At 52.2% G+C, this 16377-nt stretch carries 13 protein-coding genes; 10 read left to right on the forward strand and 3 right to left on the reverse strand.

What is annotated here, in order from left to right:
- Nucleotides 1-17 precede the first annotated feature (17 nt).
- From BM200_RS14895 to BM200_RS14910, 4 genes are all read left to right on the forward strand, one after another.
- The gene (locus BM200_RS14895; protein ID WP_091186865.1) at nucleotides 18-794 is read left to right on the forward strand and encodes a LamB/YcsF family protein; all 777 of its coding nucleotides are present in this window, start codon (nucleotides 18-20) and stop codon (nucleotides 792-794) included.
- 3 nt (nucleotides 795-797) lie between these two features.
- Nucleotides 798-1223: a gamma-glutamylcyclotransferase family protein gene (locus tag BM200_RS14900; RefSeq protein WP_091186868.1), complete on the forward strand. Its 426-nt coding sequence runs from the start codon at nucleotides 798-800 to the stop codon at nucleotides 1221-1223.
- A gap of 92 nt (nucleotides 1224-1315) precedes the next feature.
- Nucleotides 1316-1504, forward strand: coding sequence for a hypothetical protein (locus BM200_RS14905; RefSeq protein ID WP_015842998.1), 189 nt, complete (start codon nucleotides 1316-1318; stop codon nucleotides 1502-1504).
- 231 nt (nucleotides 1505-1735) lie between these two features.
- Complete coding sequence (locus BM200_RS14910) at nucleotides 1736-3427, forward strand: methyl-accepting chemotaxis protein (protein ID WP_091186870.1); 1692 nt, start codon at nucleotides 1736-1738, stop codon at nucleotides 3425-3427.
- Nucleotides 3428-3931: 504 nt separating this feature from the next.
- Here the strand turns inward: BM200_RS14910 and BM200_RS14915 are convergent.
- The 3 genes from BM200_RS14915 to BM200_RS30030 all read right to left on the reverse strand — a co-directional run bounded on the left by BM200_RS14915 (nucleotide 3932) and on the right by BM200_RS30030 (nucleotide 6068).
- Nucleotides 3932-5203: an MFS transporter gene (locus BM200_RS14915; protein WP_091186873.1), complete on the reverse strand. Its 1272-nt coding sequence runs from the start codon at nucleotides 5201-5203 to the stop codon at nucleotides 3932-3934.
- 133 nt (nucleotides 5204-5336) lie between these two features.
- Nucleotides 5337-5798 (reverse strand): MarR family winged helix-turn-helix transcriptional regulator, encoded by a 462-nt coding sequence (locus BM200_RS14920; RefSeq protein WP_091186875.1) that lies wholly within the window; start codon nucleotides 5796-5798, stop codon nucleotides 5337-5339.
- A 126-nt stretch (nucleotides 5799-5924) separates the two neighbouring features.
- Entirely contained in the window at nucleotides 5925-6068 is a 144-nt protein-coding gene (locus tag BM200_RS30030; protein ID WP_175532877.1) for a hypothetical protein, read from the reverse strand.
- A gap of 307 nt (nucleotides 6069-6375) precedes the next feature.
- Between BM200_RS30030 and BM200_RS14925 the strand changes: the two genes are divergently transcribed.
- The 6 genes from BM200_RS14925 (at nucleotide 6376) to BM200_RS14945 (ending at nucleotide 16276) form a co-directional block, all read left to right on the forward strand.
- On the forward strand, nucleotides 6376-7218 hold the full coding sequence (locus tag BM200_RS14925) for a sensor histidine kinase (RefSeq protein WP_091186878.1): 843 nt from the start codon (nucleotides 6376-6378) through the stop codon (nucleotides 7216-7218).
- Nucleotides 7215-7922, forward strand: coding sequence for a response regulator (locus BM200_RS14930; protein ID WP_091186881.1), 708 nt, complete (start codon nucleotides 7215-7217; stop codon nucleotides 7920-7922). Before BM200_RS14925 ends, BM200_RS14930 begins: the two co-directional genes overlap by 4 nt.
- A gap of 126 nt (nucleotides 7923-8048) precedes the next feature.
- A complete protein-coding gene (locus BM200_RS30625) occupies nucleotides 8049-8177 on the forward strand; it encodes a hypothetical protein (protein WP_281248384.1) in 129 nt (42 codons plus the stop codon).
- Between the two features lie 145 nt (nucleotides 8178-8322).
- Entirely contained in the window at nucleotides 8323-9354 is a 1032-nt protein-coding gene (pheS, locus tag BM200_RS14935; RefSeq protein WP_091186882.1) for a phenylalanine--tRNA ligase subunit alpha, read from the forward strand.
- A gap of 18 nt (nucleotides 9355-9372) precedes the next feature.
- On the forward strand, nucleotides 9373-11820 hold the full coding sequence (gene pheT / locus BM200_RS14940) for a phenylalanine--tRNA ligase subunit beta (protein WP_091186885.1): 2448 nt from the start codon (nucleotides 9373-9375) through the stop codon (nucleotides 11818-11820).
- Nucleotides 11821-12088: 268 nt separating this feature from the next.
- On the forward strand, nucleotides 12089-16276 hold the full coding sequence (locus tag BM200_RS14945; RefSeq protein WP_091186887.1) for a hypothetical protein: 4188 nt from the start codon (nucleotides 12089-12091) through the stop codon (nucleotides 16274-16276).
- Nucleotides 16277-16377: the final 101 nt, after the last annotated feature.

Below are 16377 nucleotides of genomic sequence, written 5' to 3' on the forward strand. Positions count from 1 at the left end.
GCGAAAGGAGAACAAGCATGGCAATTATTAATCGCACGGTTGATCTCAACTGTGATTTCGGAGAAGGCTATGGCATCTATTCCTTCGGACAGGATGCAGAGCTTCTCCAATATGTAACAAGCGTGAATATCGCCTGCGGCTTTCATGCCGGTGATCCTCATACGATGAACACCGCAGTGAAGCAGGCTATGGCTGCCGGCGCTGCCATTGGCGCCCATCCCGGCCTGCCGGACCGGCTTGGCTTTGGCCGCCGGGCAATGCAGGTTACCGCTTCTGAGGTGTACGAGTTTGTCTTGTATCAGCTAGGCGCCCTGCAAGCCTTTGTTCGCGCGATAGGCGGCGAGCTTGCTCATCTGAAGCCGCATGGTGCCCTTTATCATATGGCCAATCAGGATAAGGCGGTCGCGGAAGCCATTGTCAGAGCTGCGATGGCTATTGATGATCAGCTTATCGTTTACGGCCAATCCGGCAGTCAGCTGCTGGATACGGCGATGTATTACGGCATGCCTTCCGCTTCCGAGGTGTTTGCGGACCGGACTTACGAGCCCGATGGCAGTCTGGCCTCCCGCAGCAAGCGAGGGGCTGTTCTGCAGGATGCAGACGAGGCTGCTTCGCAAGCGGTAGCGATGGCATTACAGGGAATCGCTTTTACCCCGGAAGGTGCACCGGTACGTGTACTGGCGGATACGATTTGCCTGCACGGCGATGGTCCTCACGCAGCCCTGTTTGCTTCCCGTATCCGGGAGGCGCTGATAAAAGCCGGCATTACCCTGCAAGCACCAGGCAGGTCATAAGGCATGCATTCACGGGACACGGTGACGGTATTCATATACGGCTCTTTACTGCCGGGCCTTATCAATCATTTTGTCGCAGCACCCTTTATCAGGAAAATGGAAGCTGGTATGATCATGGGCAGATTGGTGGATGCCGGGGCGTATCCTGCTGCGGTGAGGGACCAGACAGCCCGGAAGAACGGTTCGGTTATTCAAGGATTATGGCTAACAATTGACCGGGCAGGACTCGCTTTGCTCGATGAGCTGGAGGAGTTTTACGGCATCGAGGAAAAAAATGATTATGAACGGGTCTGGGTTCGTGATGACAAGAATCCGTTTACGCAGGGCTGGGTGTATATTTGGCCGGATGACCGAGGTTTTCCGCCGGTTCCCGGATCTTATTGGCCGGATTATTTGGATAACTTAACCAGTAAACCAAAGCTTTCATGATATGTTAATTTCCTGCTAGACTGGAAGCACATAATCTCCTAAAATTAGATATTATGTAGAGGCATGATCTAGGGCTAGGGGAGAGATTAACTATGACTGAAGATGGTATTACGGGAGAATTCTTTGAAGGTTATAAGGTCACATTCCCTATGGGACGGTATGATGTATCGGTCTATATGACGAAAGTTTATTATGAAGCCTGGAAATACTTCAGGGATGCCGAGATTACGGATGTTTGGGTGGAAGAGGTTAAGCTGGACTTGGTTAAATTTCTGAAATAAGCTATAAAGTTGGATCCGGGGAATGTACCTTTTGGGTATATTCTCTTTTTTTATGCTTCAAAAGTCTAAAAATCCCAGATTTTGTACTAGATCATCGTAGGTCAATTCTCCTAAAATAAGGAATGTTAATATCGTTAATTTATGGAATTAGTGGAAATAAAAACAAATCTCCGATCAGCAGCATGAATCGCAGCCGTTTTTAGTAACCATTACCCAATAAGAGGTGCAGTAATGAAGTTGACCGTAAGCAGGAAATTGTTCATTGGTTTTTTGACTGTGCTTGTCATCTTGACGGCAATTGTTTGTATCGGTTATTCCAAAATAACTTCGGTGGATCAAGCGTATGGGAAGTTGATTGATGATAAGGCGAAAAAATTATTATTGATCCAGGAGATGAACGTTGCGATCAAGAAGGAGCAGCTGAATGCCCGGGGATACTTGATCGTAAAGGATGAATCCTCCGCCCAAAATTTCAAGGAGGCTCATGTTAGCTTCCTGAAGCTAAGCGGTGATCTGAATGCCATCATTAAGCTTGCGAAAGCGAAGGAACTGCTTACAGAACTGATTGAGCTGGAAAATCAATTCCATGAAGTTGCGACTCAGGAGATGCAGCTGAAGGACCAGAATAAAACCGAAGGATATTTGATGCTGCTTACTACACAGGGACATGAGATTGCTTCGGCTTTTGACAGCAAGATGGATGAACTGACGGCTTATCAGCAGACGGTTATGAATGAGGGTCACACCGCAACGTCTGAGCAGATCGAGGGTATCAAAACCTCCATGCTGCTCCTTGGGGTGTTTGCTATTCTGATCGGGCTTGCGGTTGCGTTATACATAGGCAGAATCATTAGCAGACCGGTAGTGGAGCTGTCCAAAGCTGCGGAAAAAATAGCGGCGGGAGACCTGACTTCATCGGAGCTGGATGTGAAAAACAAAGATGAGATCGGAGATTTGGCGGTCTCCTTTAAGAAGATGCGCCGGAATTTGCGAGAGCTGATTCAGACCGTCAGCTCGAATGCGGGGCAGGTAGCGGCATCGGCTGAAGAACTGACGGCAAGTGCGGACCAGACCTCGCTTGCGACAGAGCAAATTGCAACCACTATGCAATCCGTCGCATCAGGGATAGAAAATCAGTTCAATACCGTGGAAGAAGCATCCAGGACGATTACCGAAATCTCGATTGGGGCGCAGGAGATTGCGCGTAACACGCAGATTGTTTCGGATACAACGCTTGATGCTTATTCAAAGGCTGCAGAAGGCACCGCCTCTATTCAGACCGTAATCGGGCAGATGAAGGCGATATCGCGTACGGTTAACGAGCTGTCCCAAGTTATTGGCTGTCTCGGTGCGAGCTCTCAGGAGATCGGACAAATCAGCAGTGTCATTAAGGGCCTGTCTACTCAAACCAATCTTCTTGCGCTTAATGCCGCGATTGAGGCAGCAAGAGCCGGTGAGCATGGGCGCGGATTTGCAATAGTAGCTGTTGAGGTGCGGAAATTAGCCGAGCAGTCGAGTCTGTCGGCCCAGCAAATATCCGGGTTAATTGAAACCATTCAGGAGGAGACGCAAAAAGCCGTTCAGTCGATGGAAGCAGCGACGGTTGAGGTCAGCGAGGGGCTTGGGATGGTTAATACCGCGGGAGAATCCTTCGGATCCATTCAGACGTCGGTGAATATCGTGTCGATCCAAATTCAGGAGGTATCCTCATCCGTTCAGCAAATGGCGGCCGGTGCCGAGCAGATGGTTCAATCGATGAAATCGATCACCGAAGTGTCGGAGCATACGGCTTCCGGCGCCCAGCAGGTATCCGCATCCGCGGAAGAACAGTTGGAAGCGATGAAAGGTATTTCCGGCGCTGCTTTGAATTTGTCCCAGATGGCAGAACAGTTGCAGTTGGAGATTGAGAAATTTAGGGTGTAACGCAGAAAACACGGATGATCTTTACCCGTGTTTTCTTGCGGACGAAATCCCGGATACGCTCTTTGTATCGGGGATTTTCGCTGGGGGCGGAAATAACGGATGGCAGTATATCCGATATTTCTCGCTGGCTTGAAATGTTGTAAAGGGCGGAAATAACGGATGGCAGTTAATCCACTAGTGGTGTTAGATATGTCATGTTGGTGAGCGCCACACTGGATTTCATCCAGCATAATCGACGTGAGAGCAGGTATTTGTCCGCGACATTGGAATTGATGCAGCATAATGAGCTCACGTAGCCCGGTATCCTCCTTTCATAGCCCTTTACGTTGGATGTAATCCATTCTGAGCATGCGATGGCAGCCTGCAAGGATAAATTTACTGGAGTAAATCCAACGTATGACCTCCACAGTTTTTATTGATGATCGACGGTTATGCCCTTCCGACCAAGAAAACCTCGGACGCTTCCCTGCAATTGAAGGCAGTGTCCGAGATTTCTTAATCAAATCAGGCCTGAACTGCAGGTCCCTTGCGTTCCGTCAGATGTCTTTTGACGCGAATAGCCATCAGAGAGGCAAAGAAGCAGGTGAAGCCTGCGATGACAAAAGCCTGCGAGTAGCTTCCGAGCCAGTCGCGCATTACTCCTGCGCCATAAGCGGCGGTTGAAGCACCGATCTGATGAGCCACCACGATCCAGCCAAAGATCATGCCGGATTTTTCCTTGCCGAATGTTTCACCGGCGAGCTTCGCCGTTGGCGGCACGGTGGCGATCCAATCCAGGCCGTAGAACACCGAGAAAACAACAAGCATTGCCGGTGTGGCAGTAAGCGCGTAAGGAAGGAACAGCAAAGATAATCCTCTAAGGCCGTAATACCAGAACAGCAGCCACCGGCTGTCGAAGCGGTCAGACAACCAGCCGGAGATGGTCGTACCAAAGAGATCGAATATACCCATCATGGCAAGCAGTCCGGCAGCAGCCACTTCCACCATCCCATGATCACCGCAAGCCGCAATCAGATGAGTGCCGATCAGGCCGTTCGTGGAAAATCCGCAGAAGAAGAAGGTCCCGGCGAGCAGCCAGAACGTTTTATTTTTCATCGCATAAGCGAGATTCTGAATAGGAGACAGGAACAGATTACCCCGGAAAGGCGTTGGCTGTACAATCTCATCTGTCCCGTATGGAGCTGCACCCACCTCGGACGGATGATTCTTCATCCAGATCGCAACAATGACAAATACGGCTAGGATACCTGCAACGGCCGTATACATCGCATACCGCCAGCCGTAATCGGAGGTCATCTTGGCCAGCAGCGGCAGGAACAGCAGCTGTCCGGCAGCAGCGCTTGCCGTCAGCATCCCCACAACAAGCCCTTTTCTTTTGACAAACCACAGATTACTGACCGTTACACCAAGCACATTCGCCATCATGCCGGTCGCAAGACCAGAGACAAGCCCCCACAGCAGATCAAATTGCCACAAGGCAGTAATGAACGGAGTAAGCGCGAGACTGACGGCGAGTACCGACAAGGATAAGAGCACGACCTTGCGGATGCCGAAGCGAAGCAGCAGGGCGGCGGAGAATGGACCAACCAGACCGTATAGTAAAATGCCGATGGAGGCAACGCTGGATATTTCGCCTCTGCTCCAGCCAAATTCCTCCTGGAAGGGGATCATGAGCACGCTGGGCATTGAACGGATGCCTGCCGACACCAGCAGCGTAATGAATGTAAGGAGGACGATAATCCACCCGTAATAAAATTTACTTTTGACCTGATTCATGAAACCGCACCTCATCCTTTGTTTGTACATACAACTCTATTCCGAAAAAAGTTCCTGTTAAGGAACATGGTTTGGAGCTGTTTTGAACGGATTGAAAATGTTCAGAACGTTGACCGTTGAGCTGCGCTCACTTTTATCTCTCTAATTGCTCGCTAGTCGACTCCAGGGATTGTGTCAGCATCTTTGCTGCTTCAATTCCGAGAACAGCTTGATACGATTCTAGCAGCTGCTTGGAAGCGGCACGGATTGTGGGCTCAAGCTCCCTGCCTTTCTCAGTCGGATAGATAAGTACGGTTTTCCCTTGTACCTTGCGTTCTACAAGATGTTTGGCCTCCAGCTTATCGATGAACCGGGTAAGAGTAGAAGGGGTAATATACAGCTTTTCGGATAATTCCTTTTGCGTAATGCCTGGTTTGGCTACACAAAGCCGAATGACATAACCGTAGCCGGGTGCAAGCCCTGTTGTAGCAAATGCTTCGTCGGCCATACGCGTTACCGCTCTGCTCAGACGATTGGCCGTGAAATATAAACAGCTGTGCAAGAAAGCTTCATTATCGTCCGCAGCAGCTGCCGGATCAATGTCGTCGTTTCTCATATCCTATGCCCTCCTTGCTGTTTGATGATTTCTATTTTGTATGTACAACAAAAATAAATGGAAATGGATTCCCTGTCAATAGAAAAAACGCCCCCAAGCCAATAGCGGAGGCGTATCTTATTCTAATTACTTATCTTCCTCAGACTCATAAGCGATTAAGCTGATTGTTGAGCCGATCTGATCGGTCAGTTTTTGTTCCAATTGACGAATTTCTTCAAGTGCTTCAGTGCGGTCTGCGAGCTCTGCAAGTTTGAAATGGCCGTCTGTCACCGGTAGGTCCTCCCCTCATACCCTTTTTCTCATTGTGCTCGCGGCAGAACCTTCTTATACGAATTGTTCTTTCTGCAGGCGTCTAGTACACTTGGAGGGGAGTTCTTTTTCCATTACCCGGGAAATGTTATCCTCGTTAATGATTTATAACGTTAGTTAACGCTTGCGAGGTATGAATCGCTGTAATTGGCCGGAATACGGCCAATTAAATCCGCAATTCATTTAAGTTAATGCTTACGAAGCAAGAATCATCACGAACAGCCCAATCCCAGGCTGTTTGTGTGCTAATTCTTTTTAGGAGGGCACCATGTCCTATAAATCGCTGAAATTTTTAATTCTATGGATCCCTACGATTGTGGTTGGCTTCTGGGAATATGTCCGGCACGTCTTCCTGCTGCCGTACATTTCAATGGAGCTGGGCAACTTCCTGGCCCCGGTTCTTGTGTTTCTCTTTACTTTAACTTTATTGCGCGGGTTGTTTGCCAAGCTGGAACAGATGCAGGAGGCGCTTCAACGGGAGCGGGTTTCGAAAGCGGCTTTCCAGCAGAGGGAGCAGCTGGCACGCGAGCTGCATGACGGCATCTCCCAATCGCTCTTCCTGTTGTCGGTTAAGCTGGATAAGCTCGAGCACTCTGATTTAAATGACGATGCAAGACAAACAACCGTTCAGATCCGCCAAACGGTCAAGCATGTCTACGAAGATGTCCGGCAGTCGATCGCAAATTTGCAGTCGCCTTCCGTTGTCGTGGACGTTTCCTGGCTGAATGCGATTCATAGCGCAGCGTATGATCTGCTGCAAAACAGCGGGGTGCGCGTTCATCTGGATTGGCAGCTGCCGGAGGGTGCTTTAACGAATAAACAACTGGTAGAGCTGCAGGCGATTATCAGGGAAGCGCTTATGAATGTCCGCAAGTATGCACAGGCGACGGAAGTGCAGGTAATTAGTCATGAGCAAGGCGAAGCGGGGTTTTATTGCGAGGTCAGGGACAACGGAGTCGGGGCTCCGCCAAGCGAGCTTGAAGCAAAGGACCGGTACGGCGTAAGGATGATGAGGGACCGTGCGGAGCAGATGGGCTGGGCGTTTGATATTAGAAGTGCGGAACGTAAAGGGACAACGGTTCTTATTGAATCAGGAGGTGACAGAAAATGAATGGAGCAGGAACGCAAATTCGTGTTTTTCTGGTGGATGATCATCCGCATGGAAGGGAAGGCATGAGGGAAATTATCGGATTGGATCCGGAATTTATTGTGGTTGGGGAAGCAGCAAGCGGTGAAGAAGCAATTGCACGGATTGATGATGTTTTGCCCGATCTTGTGCTGATGGATATTAATATGCCCGGCATGGGCGGCCTCGAAGCAACGCAGCAGCTGAAGTTTCTGTATCCGTCTCTTAAGATTGTAATGGTGACGGTCTCGGATGATATTACTCATCTGTTCGAAGCCATCAAGCGGGGAGCTCAAGGATACTTGTTCAAGAACCTTTCGCCTTCCGCCTGGAGAGAATATCTCCGGGCTGTCGTGGATGATGAAGCGCCAATGTCAAAGGAAATTGCCTTCAAGCTGCTGCAGGAGTTTTCTTCGGCCGCCTCTTCGAACGGGACAAGCACAATCAAGCCAGGAGGATCTGCGGGTGCATTTGATCCTTCCGCCATGACAACGCCGCTTACCTCGCGTGAGAAGGATATTCTTGAGCGGGTTGTGACGGGAGAGTCCAACAAGGAAATTGCGACGGCCTTCGGGTTGTCTGAGCATACCGTCAAAAACCATCTCAAGAACATTTTGCAAAAGCTGCATCTCGACAACCGCGTCCAGCTTACCCGATATGCTTATGAGCAGGGACTGCTCAAAAAATAAGTTTGTCCTGCATTGAATGGTTGCAAGGAAATACGGAAATGCATATAATATAGATTATTGTGTCCAACAGCATCAAAGCTTTGATGGAGATAAGTAAGCAGAGCTTCCGTACAGGGAGAAGGCGCCATGGATTGCGAGCGTCTTTACGGGATTAGGCTGCCGAAGTTCACTCCGGAGCAGACGCCTGAACCGCTTAAAGCCATACGCCTAAAGCGAATTAGGGAAGGTCCGGTTCCCGCCGTTAACGGGGCTTGAGGGATTGTGATTATGCCTGTTTCATTTTTGAGCAGGGATAACTCGGCAATCCGAATTAGGGTGGTACCACGGTCTTTCGTCCCTTACGGGGAGGAAGGCCTTTTTTTTATGGTTTGATATTCGATGATGGAGGCGAGATTTTACGATGAAAGAACGTTTGGAAGCATTGCGCGCAGAAGCGCTGCAAGAACTGCAGCAGGTCGATAATCCGCAGCAGCTGAATGATTTGCGTGTAAAATACTTAGGAAAAAAAGGGGCGCTGACCGAGATTTTGCGCGGTATGGGCGGCTTAAGCGCTGAAGAGCGTCCTATTATCGGCCAAGTGGGTAACGATGTGCGCGCCGCTATTGAGACCGTCATTGACGAGAAGCAAAACGCATTCCTTGCGGCTGAAACGGAAAACCGTCTTCGCGCGGAAACCATTGACGTCACGCTGCCGGGCAAAGCTTTGCCAACTGGCGCTGTACATCCTCTGAACAAAGTCGCGCAGGAAATCGAAGATGTGTTTGTAGGTCTGGGTTATTCCATTGCCGAAGGTCCGGAAGTGGAAACTGACTACTTCAACTTCGAAGCTCTCAACCTTCCGAAGAACCACCCTGCCCGCGATATGCAGGATTCGTTCTATATTACGGAGGATATTCTGATGCGGACGCATACATCCCCGGTACAAGTGCGGACGATGCAGCAAATGAACGGCAAGCCGATCAAAGTCATCTGCCCGGGCAAAGTATACCGCCGCGATGATGACGACGCGACGCATTCGTTCCAGTTCAATCAAATTGAAGGACTTGTGGTTGGTCCTAACATCCGCATGAGCGATCTGAAAGGAACGCTGCTTCAATTTGTGCAGCAAATGTACGGCGAGCAGGCACAAATTCGTCTTCGCCCAAGCTTCTTCCCGTTCACGGAGCCAAGTGCGGAAGTTGACGTAACGTGCGTGCAATGCGGCGGCCATGGCTGCCGGATGTGTAAACAAACAGGCTGGCTCGAAATTCTCGGCTGCGGCATGGTTCATCCGCGCGTTCTCGAGATGGGCGGCTACGATCCCGCAGAGGTGAGCGGTTTTGCGTTCGGCATGGGCGTGGAACGTATTGCGCTTTTGAAATACGGCATCGATGATATCCGTCATTTCTATACGAACGATCAGCGGTTCTTAAGCCAATTCGCGAGAATGTAAGGGGAGGGGAAATAAGCGATGAAAGTATCATATCAATGGTTGAATAAATATATCGATTTGTCTGGCTTCACGGCTGAAGAGCTGGCGGAGAAAATGACGCGCGGCGGTATTGAGATCGACGGCGTGGAATCCTTGAATAAAGGCGTATCCGGCGTTGTTGTCGGTTACGTGAAATCTCGTGAGAAGCACCCGGATGCCGACAAGCTGAGCGTGTGTAAGATTGACGTTGGTACAGGCGAAGAGCTTCAAATCGTATGCGGAGCCAAAAACGTAGACGCCGGTCAAAAAGTACCGGTTGCGATGATTGGCGCGAAGCTGCCGGGAGATTTTGCGATCAAACGCGCGAAGCTGCGCGGCGTGGAATCGCAGGGGATGATCTGCTCGGCGAAGGAGCTTGGCATTAACGACAAGCTGCTGCCGAAAGAGCAGCAGGAAGGTATTCTTGTGCTGCCGGAAGCGACTCCGGTAGGTACGCCAATTGGGGATGTTCTTGGCATCAACGATGAAGTGCTTGAACTGGATCTGACGCCTAACCGTTCGGACTGCCTCAGCATGCTTGGCGTTGCTTATGAGATTGGCGCCTTGACGGGCCGCGAAGTGCGTTTGCCAGAGCCTGCGGTTAACCATGCAGCTGAACGCGCGGACAGCCATATCTCCGTATCGATCAGCGCGAAAGAGCAGTGCTCGCATTACAGCGCTCGTTACATTAAAGGCGTTAAGATCGGACCGTCTCCGCAATGGCTGCAAAACCGCCTGATCGCTGCGGGCATCCGTCCGATCAGCAACGTTGTGGACGTGACGAACTTTGTTATGCTCGAGTACGGCCAGCCGCTTCATGCTTTTGACGCGGATTCCATTACGACGGGCCGCATTGATGTACGTCTGGCTAATCCGGGCGAGAAGCTCGTAACGCTGGATGATCAAGAGCGTGCTCTTGAACCGCATATGCTTGTTATTACGGACGGTGAGAAAGCTGTTGCCCTTGCTGGCGTAATGGGCGGAGCGAACTCGGAAGTATCCGAGAAGACCGTTAACATTCTGCTTGAGTCGGCGAAGTTCGACGGCGGTACAGTCCGTAAAACCTCCCGCCAGCTTGGTCTCCGTTCCGAATCGAGCATCCGCTTCGAGAAGGAAGTGGATCCGGCCCGCGTCATTCCAGCCCTGAACCGTGCTGCTGCTCTTATTGCCGAGCTTGCCGATGGTCTTGTGGAAGAAGGAATCGTTGAGGTGGTAGCGAGTGAAGCTGCACCTGCCGTTGTTGATGTGACTCTTGCGAAAATCAACGGTTACCTGGGTACGGAGCTTTCACGCCTTGAAGTTCAAACGATTTTCGATCGTCTGCACTTTAGCTACCGTCTATCGGATGCGAATGATCTGTTCTCCGTAACGGTACCAACGCGCCGCGGCGATATTACGCGCGATGTTGACTTGATTGAAGAAGTAGCCCGCTTGTTCGGCTATGACAATATTCCAACGACTCCAATTCACGGTGACGTAACGCCTGGCGCGCTGACGAAGCCGCAGGCAATCCGCCGTGATCTGCGCAGAAGATTAACCGATGCCGGTCTGCATGAAGTCATCAGCTACTCGTTCACAGGCCCATCCCGTACAGAACTGTTCCCTGACCTGTCCGGCAAGGATCTGAAGCCGGTCAAGCTGGCGATGCCAATGAGCGAGGACCGCAGCGTTCTCCGTACAACGCTGATTGCGCAGCTGATCGAGACGGCCGTCTATAACCGCAACCGTAAAAACGAATCCTCTGCTATTTTCGAAATCGGCAGCGTCTTCCACACCGATGAAGAGCAGCTTACGCGTCTTCCGCAGGAGAAGCATCGCTTGGCTGTTCTGTTTACAGGCAACCGCGTAGATGCACAGTGGAACCGCAAATCGGCTCCGGTTGATTTTTACGATGCGAAAGGCGTTCTGGAGACGGTCATTGATGTTCTTGGTTTAACGGCCAGAGTGCGTTATGAATCGGCTCAACCGTTGAACTTCCATCCGGGCAGAACAGCGGCGGTTATCGTGGATACGGCGCATGGTCCGGAAACGATCGGTTATGTCGGCCAATTGCATCCAACTCTGCAGCATGAGAGCGATATTGCTGATACGTACGTGGTTGAGGTTGAACTGGGTAAATTGTATGAGCTGGCTGATTCCGACATTGAATACAAAGCTCTTCCTCGTTACCCGGCTATGCAGCGCGATATCGCTGTTGTGCTTGATCAGTCTGTTCCGGCAGCGAAGCTGACGGCAACGGCTTGGGCCGTTGCAGGCGAATTGCTCGAATCCGTTCGAGTGTTCGACGTGTTCACGGGCGAGAAGCTTGGCGCGGGTAAAAAGAGCGTTGCTTTGTCTCTCGTTTACCGTCATGAAGGCCGTACGCTGAACGATGAAGAAGTGACTGAACTGCATGGCAAAGTCGTTGCAGAGCTTGAACAATCTTTTGCGGCAGAATTAAGAAAGTAGGCAGGAAACCTTTTAAGTCGCATCGAAATAGTTCCTTGTGAACTTTCGATGCGGCTTTTTTTGTGTTTTTTCCCTCGAAAAGGTTCTGAAAGATGAGTTTTTTCACAGATTTGAAACTTTTATTGCTGGTTTTTGTTACATAGATGAAGGCAAATGGTCTGATTTGCTTAGCACGTTATAAAAATATGAAAAACGAATGCGGCCTCTCCATAGGACGAAGCAGTCGTTACACTTGATACGAGACATATTTAATAGGAGGTTACCCAGTATGGATACTGATCAAACCGTTGTTACCGTTGATATATACGGTCATCAATATAAACTAAAAGGCCACAACAATGCTGATTATATTAAAAGGGTAGCTGGCACGATTGACGATGCCATGAAAAAGCTCGCGATCGGCTCTCCTCGTCTTGATATGCCAAAGCTGGCTGTACTTGCTGCCGTGCAAATGACGGAGGAAGTGTTCCGTCTGCGCCGTGAAAACGATAATTTGCATGACGCGGAAGCAAAGCGTCTTGTGCTGGTGGATTTGCTGGAGCAGGCAAGCAGGCTGGAAATCTCGCTTCGCGAGGAGCTGGCTGCCGTTCAGCAGAAGTCGAAGGACGATCTCGAAGAGCTCCGCAGTGAATACGAGACAGAGCTTGCAGCGGTGAAAGCTGCTGCAGCTGAAGAACTTGCTGCGAAGCTGGAGGAAGCGGCCGAGCTTCTTGCATTAGCACAAGCTGAGGCAACGGAGGAGATCGAGCGTGTTCAGGCGCTTGCGGCAGAGCAGCTGGAGCAGGAGCTGGAGCTGGCCCAGGCAAAAGCGGAAGCTGAGCTGGAGCGTGAGCGTGCGAAGGCAGCAGAAGTGTTGGCTGACCAGCAGGCACAGGCTGCGCAGGAGCTGGATCGCGAACGCAGGAGAGCCGTAGAAGCGGCCGAAGAATTGGCGCTTTCGCAAGCGATGGCTGCGGAAGAGCTCGAAATCGAGCGTGCGAAAGCAGCGGAAGAGCTGGCGGAGCAGCTGGAGCGTGAGCGTGCAAGAGCAGCGGAAACGTTAGCGCAGCAGCAGGCGCAAGCGGCGCAGGAGCTGGAGCAGGAGCGCGCGAGAGCGGCGGAAGCAGCGGAAGAGCTGGCTTTGGCGCAAGCGCTTGCCGCGGAAGAGCTGGAACGCGAGCGTGCGAAAGCAGCGGAGGTATTGGCGCAGCAGCTGGAGCGTGAGCGTGCAAGAGCGGCTGAAGCGTTAGCGCAGCAGCAGGCGCAAGCAGCGCAGGAGCTGGAACGCGAGCGCGCGAGAGCGGCGGAAGCAGCGGACGAGCTGGCACTTTCGCAAGCGTTAGCTGCAGAGGAGCTCGAAAGTGAGCGTGCGAAAGCCGCGGAGCTGCTGGCGGAGCAGCAAGCGGCAGCGGCACAGGAGCTGGAGCGCGAGCGGGTGAGAGCGGTGGAAGCAGCGGAAGAGCTGGCTTTGGCGCAAGCTCTGGCAGCTGAGGAGCTGGAACGAGAGCGTGCGAAAGCGGCAGAAGAGCTGGCGGAGCAGCTGGAACGTGAGCGTTCGAGAGCAGCAGAGGCGTTAGCGCAGCAGCAGGCGGCAGCAGCGGAGCAGTTGGAGCGCGAGCGTGCAAGAGCGGCTGAAGCAGCGGAAGAGTTGGCACTGGCGCAAGCTCTGGCTGCGGAGGAACTCGAACGCGAGCGTGCGAAAGCCGCGGAAGAGCTGGCGGAGCAGCAAGCAGCAGCAGCTCAGGAGCTGGAGCGTGAGCGCATAAGAGCAGTGGAAGCAGCGGAAGAGCTGGCGCTGTCGCAAGCGCTGGCTGCTGAAGATATGGAGCGCGAGCGCGCGAAAGCGGCAGTAGAGCTCGCAGAGCGGCTGGAACGTGAGCGTGTAAGAGCCGCAGAGGCATTGGCTCAGCAGCAGGCGCAAGCGGCGCAGAAGCTTGAGCAAGAGCGCGCAAGAGCTGCAGAAGCCGCGGAGGAGTTGACACTGGCGCAAGCGCTGGCCGCGGAAGAGCTCGAACGCGAGCGTGCGAGAGCAGCGGAAGAGCTGGCAGAGCAATTGGAGCGTGAACGGGCAAGAGCCGCGGAGGCATTGGCTCAGCAACAAGCGGCAGCGGCGCAGGAGCTGGAGCGCGAGCGTGCAAGAGCGGCAGAAGCCGCGGACGAGCTGGCACTTTCGCAAGCTCTGGCTGCGGAAGAGCTCGAACGCGAACGGGCGAAGGCGGCAGAATTGTTGGCCGAGCAAGTCGGGCGCGAGCGTGCGAGAGCATCGCAAGTACTTGCCGAGCAGCAAGCGGCGGCAGCACGGGTACTTGAGCTGGAGCGCGCAAAAATGGCGGAAACAGCTGAGGAATTAGCGTTGGCGCAAGCACTGGCTGAGGAAGAGCTTGAACGCGAGCGTGCAAGAGCCGCGGAGGCGTTGACTGAAGAGCAATCAAAGGCAGCGCAAGAATTAGCGTTAGCCCAGGCACTGGCTGCAGAGGAGCTTGAGCATGAGCGTGTAAAAGCCGCCGAGCTGGCAGAGTTGTTAGAGCGCGAGCGCGCTAGAGCGGCGGAGGCAGCGGATGAACTTGCATTAGCGCAGGTACTGGCTGCGGAAGAGCTGGAACGTGAACGTATGAAAGCTGCGGAATTACTGGCCGAGCAGTTGGAACAAGAACGAGCAAGAACGGCACAAGCACTTACTGAGCAGCAAGCAGCAGCGGCGCAGGAGCTGGAGCGTGAACGCGCAAAAATGGCGGAAGCAGCAGATGAGCTGACATTGGCTCAGGTAATTGCTGCCGAAGAGCTGGAGCAAGAACGCGTCAAGGCCGTTGAGCTTGTTCAGTCGAAGGAGCAGCAGTGGCAGGAGCAGCTTGATCAACTGGAACAAACGTTGAGGGCTGATTTTGAACGCCGCCGTAACAGCTGGATTGAGGAACGTACAAGGCTCTTGACTAAAGTGTCTGAGCTTGAGCAAGCCTGGAACCAGGACAAGCAGTCGCATGAACTCCGCCTCCAAGCTGCAGATGATCATCTGATGCAGGCGATGGAGCAAGAAGAGGCGCTGCGCTCTTCCATTCAGGTGATGGAGCAGCAAGCGCAGGAGCTTGATCTGCAATATGCGGATGCCAAAGAGCAGCTGGAGGAAGTTTCCCGGCAATATGCGCTGTCGCTTGAAACAATCGGACAATTGGAACAGCAAGCTGCCAAGCAGCAAAATTTGCAAACGGCTGTTGAAGTTCTCGCTGCGGAACAAACAGAGAAGCTGCAGCATTTGCAGGAGCAATTTGACCTTCTTCAAGATGAAATGGAGAAACAGCAGCGTAAATTTGAAGCGGAACGCTCAGCTATTGAGCAGCTTCATGCGGATCGATATAGTGAGGCGGAGCGCCGTCTGGCAGAGCAGGCTCAGCAATTGACCGAAGCCTCCGCTATTTTCGAAGAGAAAGAGCTTGAGCTGGAAATTCAATTCGAAGAAGACAAGCAAAAGCTGGAACGCAAATATCAAGAACAGCAGGAACAGATTGAACTGCGTCATGCCGAGCAGCAATTTGAACTGAAGGAACGGTATGAGAAACGATACGCTGAACTTCAGCAGCAGCTGGAGGAATCCCAACTGTCGCAGCAAGAGCTGGAAAACCGGCTTCAAGTTCAACAGACAGCTACTGCGGAGCAGCATGAACAACAAATCACCGAGCTGGAGCAGCGTCATCAAGATCAGCTGCGCGCACTCGAGAAGCAGTTTGCCGAGCAGACCGAATGGCTGGAACTTCAGCATTTGGAGCAAATCGAATTGCTTGAACGCCAGCAGCAAGAGCTTAAGGCGGAGTGGGATGAACGGGAGCAGGAGCATTATCGCAAATTCGACCTGCAAAGACAGCAATACGAACACCGCTATGAAGAACGTCTGTCGGAGGCGGAAGAGCGGTATTCTGAGCTTCTGTCCAAGCAGGAAGAACAGCAGCATAATCTGCGCCTTCGAATCGAGGAGCTGGAAGCTGCGATGTCAGAAGCAGAGCTACGCGGACTTGAAAAGGAAGAACTGCTCACCCTTTCAATGAAACGCGAGAGCGAGCTTTTGGAGCAGCTTGAATATACAGCGGCTCGGGAGCGAATCACGGTACAGCAGATCGAGGCGGCGGCATCTCAAATCCAGAATTTAAGCGAGCAGCTTCAAGCCGAGCAGCAGCTTGTGCGGCAGGCGAAGCAAGAAGCAGAGCGTTTAACGGAGTTGGAACGTGCCCGCGAATCAGCAGAGAAGTCCCTTCTCGAACAGCTTGAGGCGGCACGCCTGGAAGCGGCTGCGGCTGCTGAGCTGCGCATGATGCTCGATGAGCGTTCGCAAACGTTGTCAGCCGAGCATCAGGAAGCATCCGGAGAAACAGAAGCTCTTCGCGAGGAATTAAGAGTTCTGTCCGTGAAGCATGAGAAGTTGGAGATTGAATACCGCAAGCTTCAAACCGAGTACAATGAATGGATTGAACTGATCGAGCACAGTTAAATAGGATAACGAAGAGCCATCCGCTTACAAGCGGATGGCTCTTTTGTTGTGCGAGATGGAACTGTGCGCGAAAAAGCCCGTTCCAATGACTTATCATTGGA

This window comes from Paenibacillus catalpae, from assembly GCF_900112695.1.
Taxonomy (GTDB): Bacteria; Bacillota; Bacilli; order Paenibacillales; family Paenibacillaceae; genus Pristimantibacillus; species Pristimantibacillus catalpae.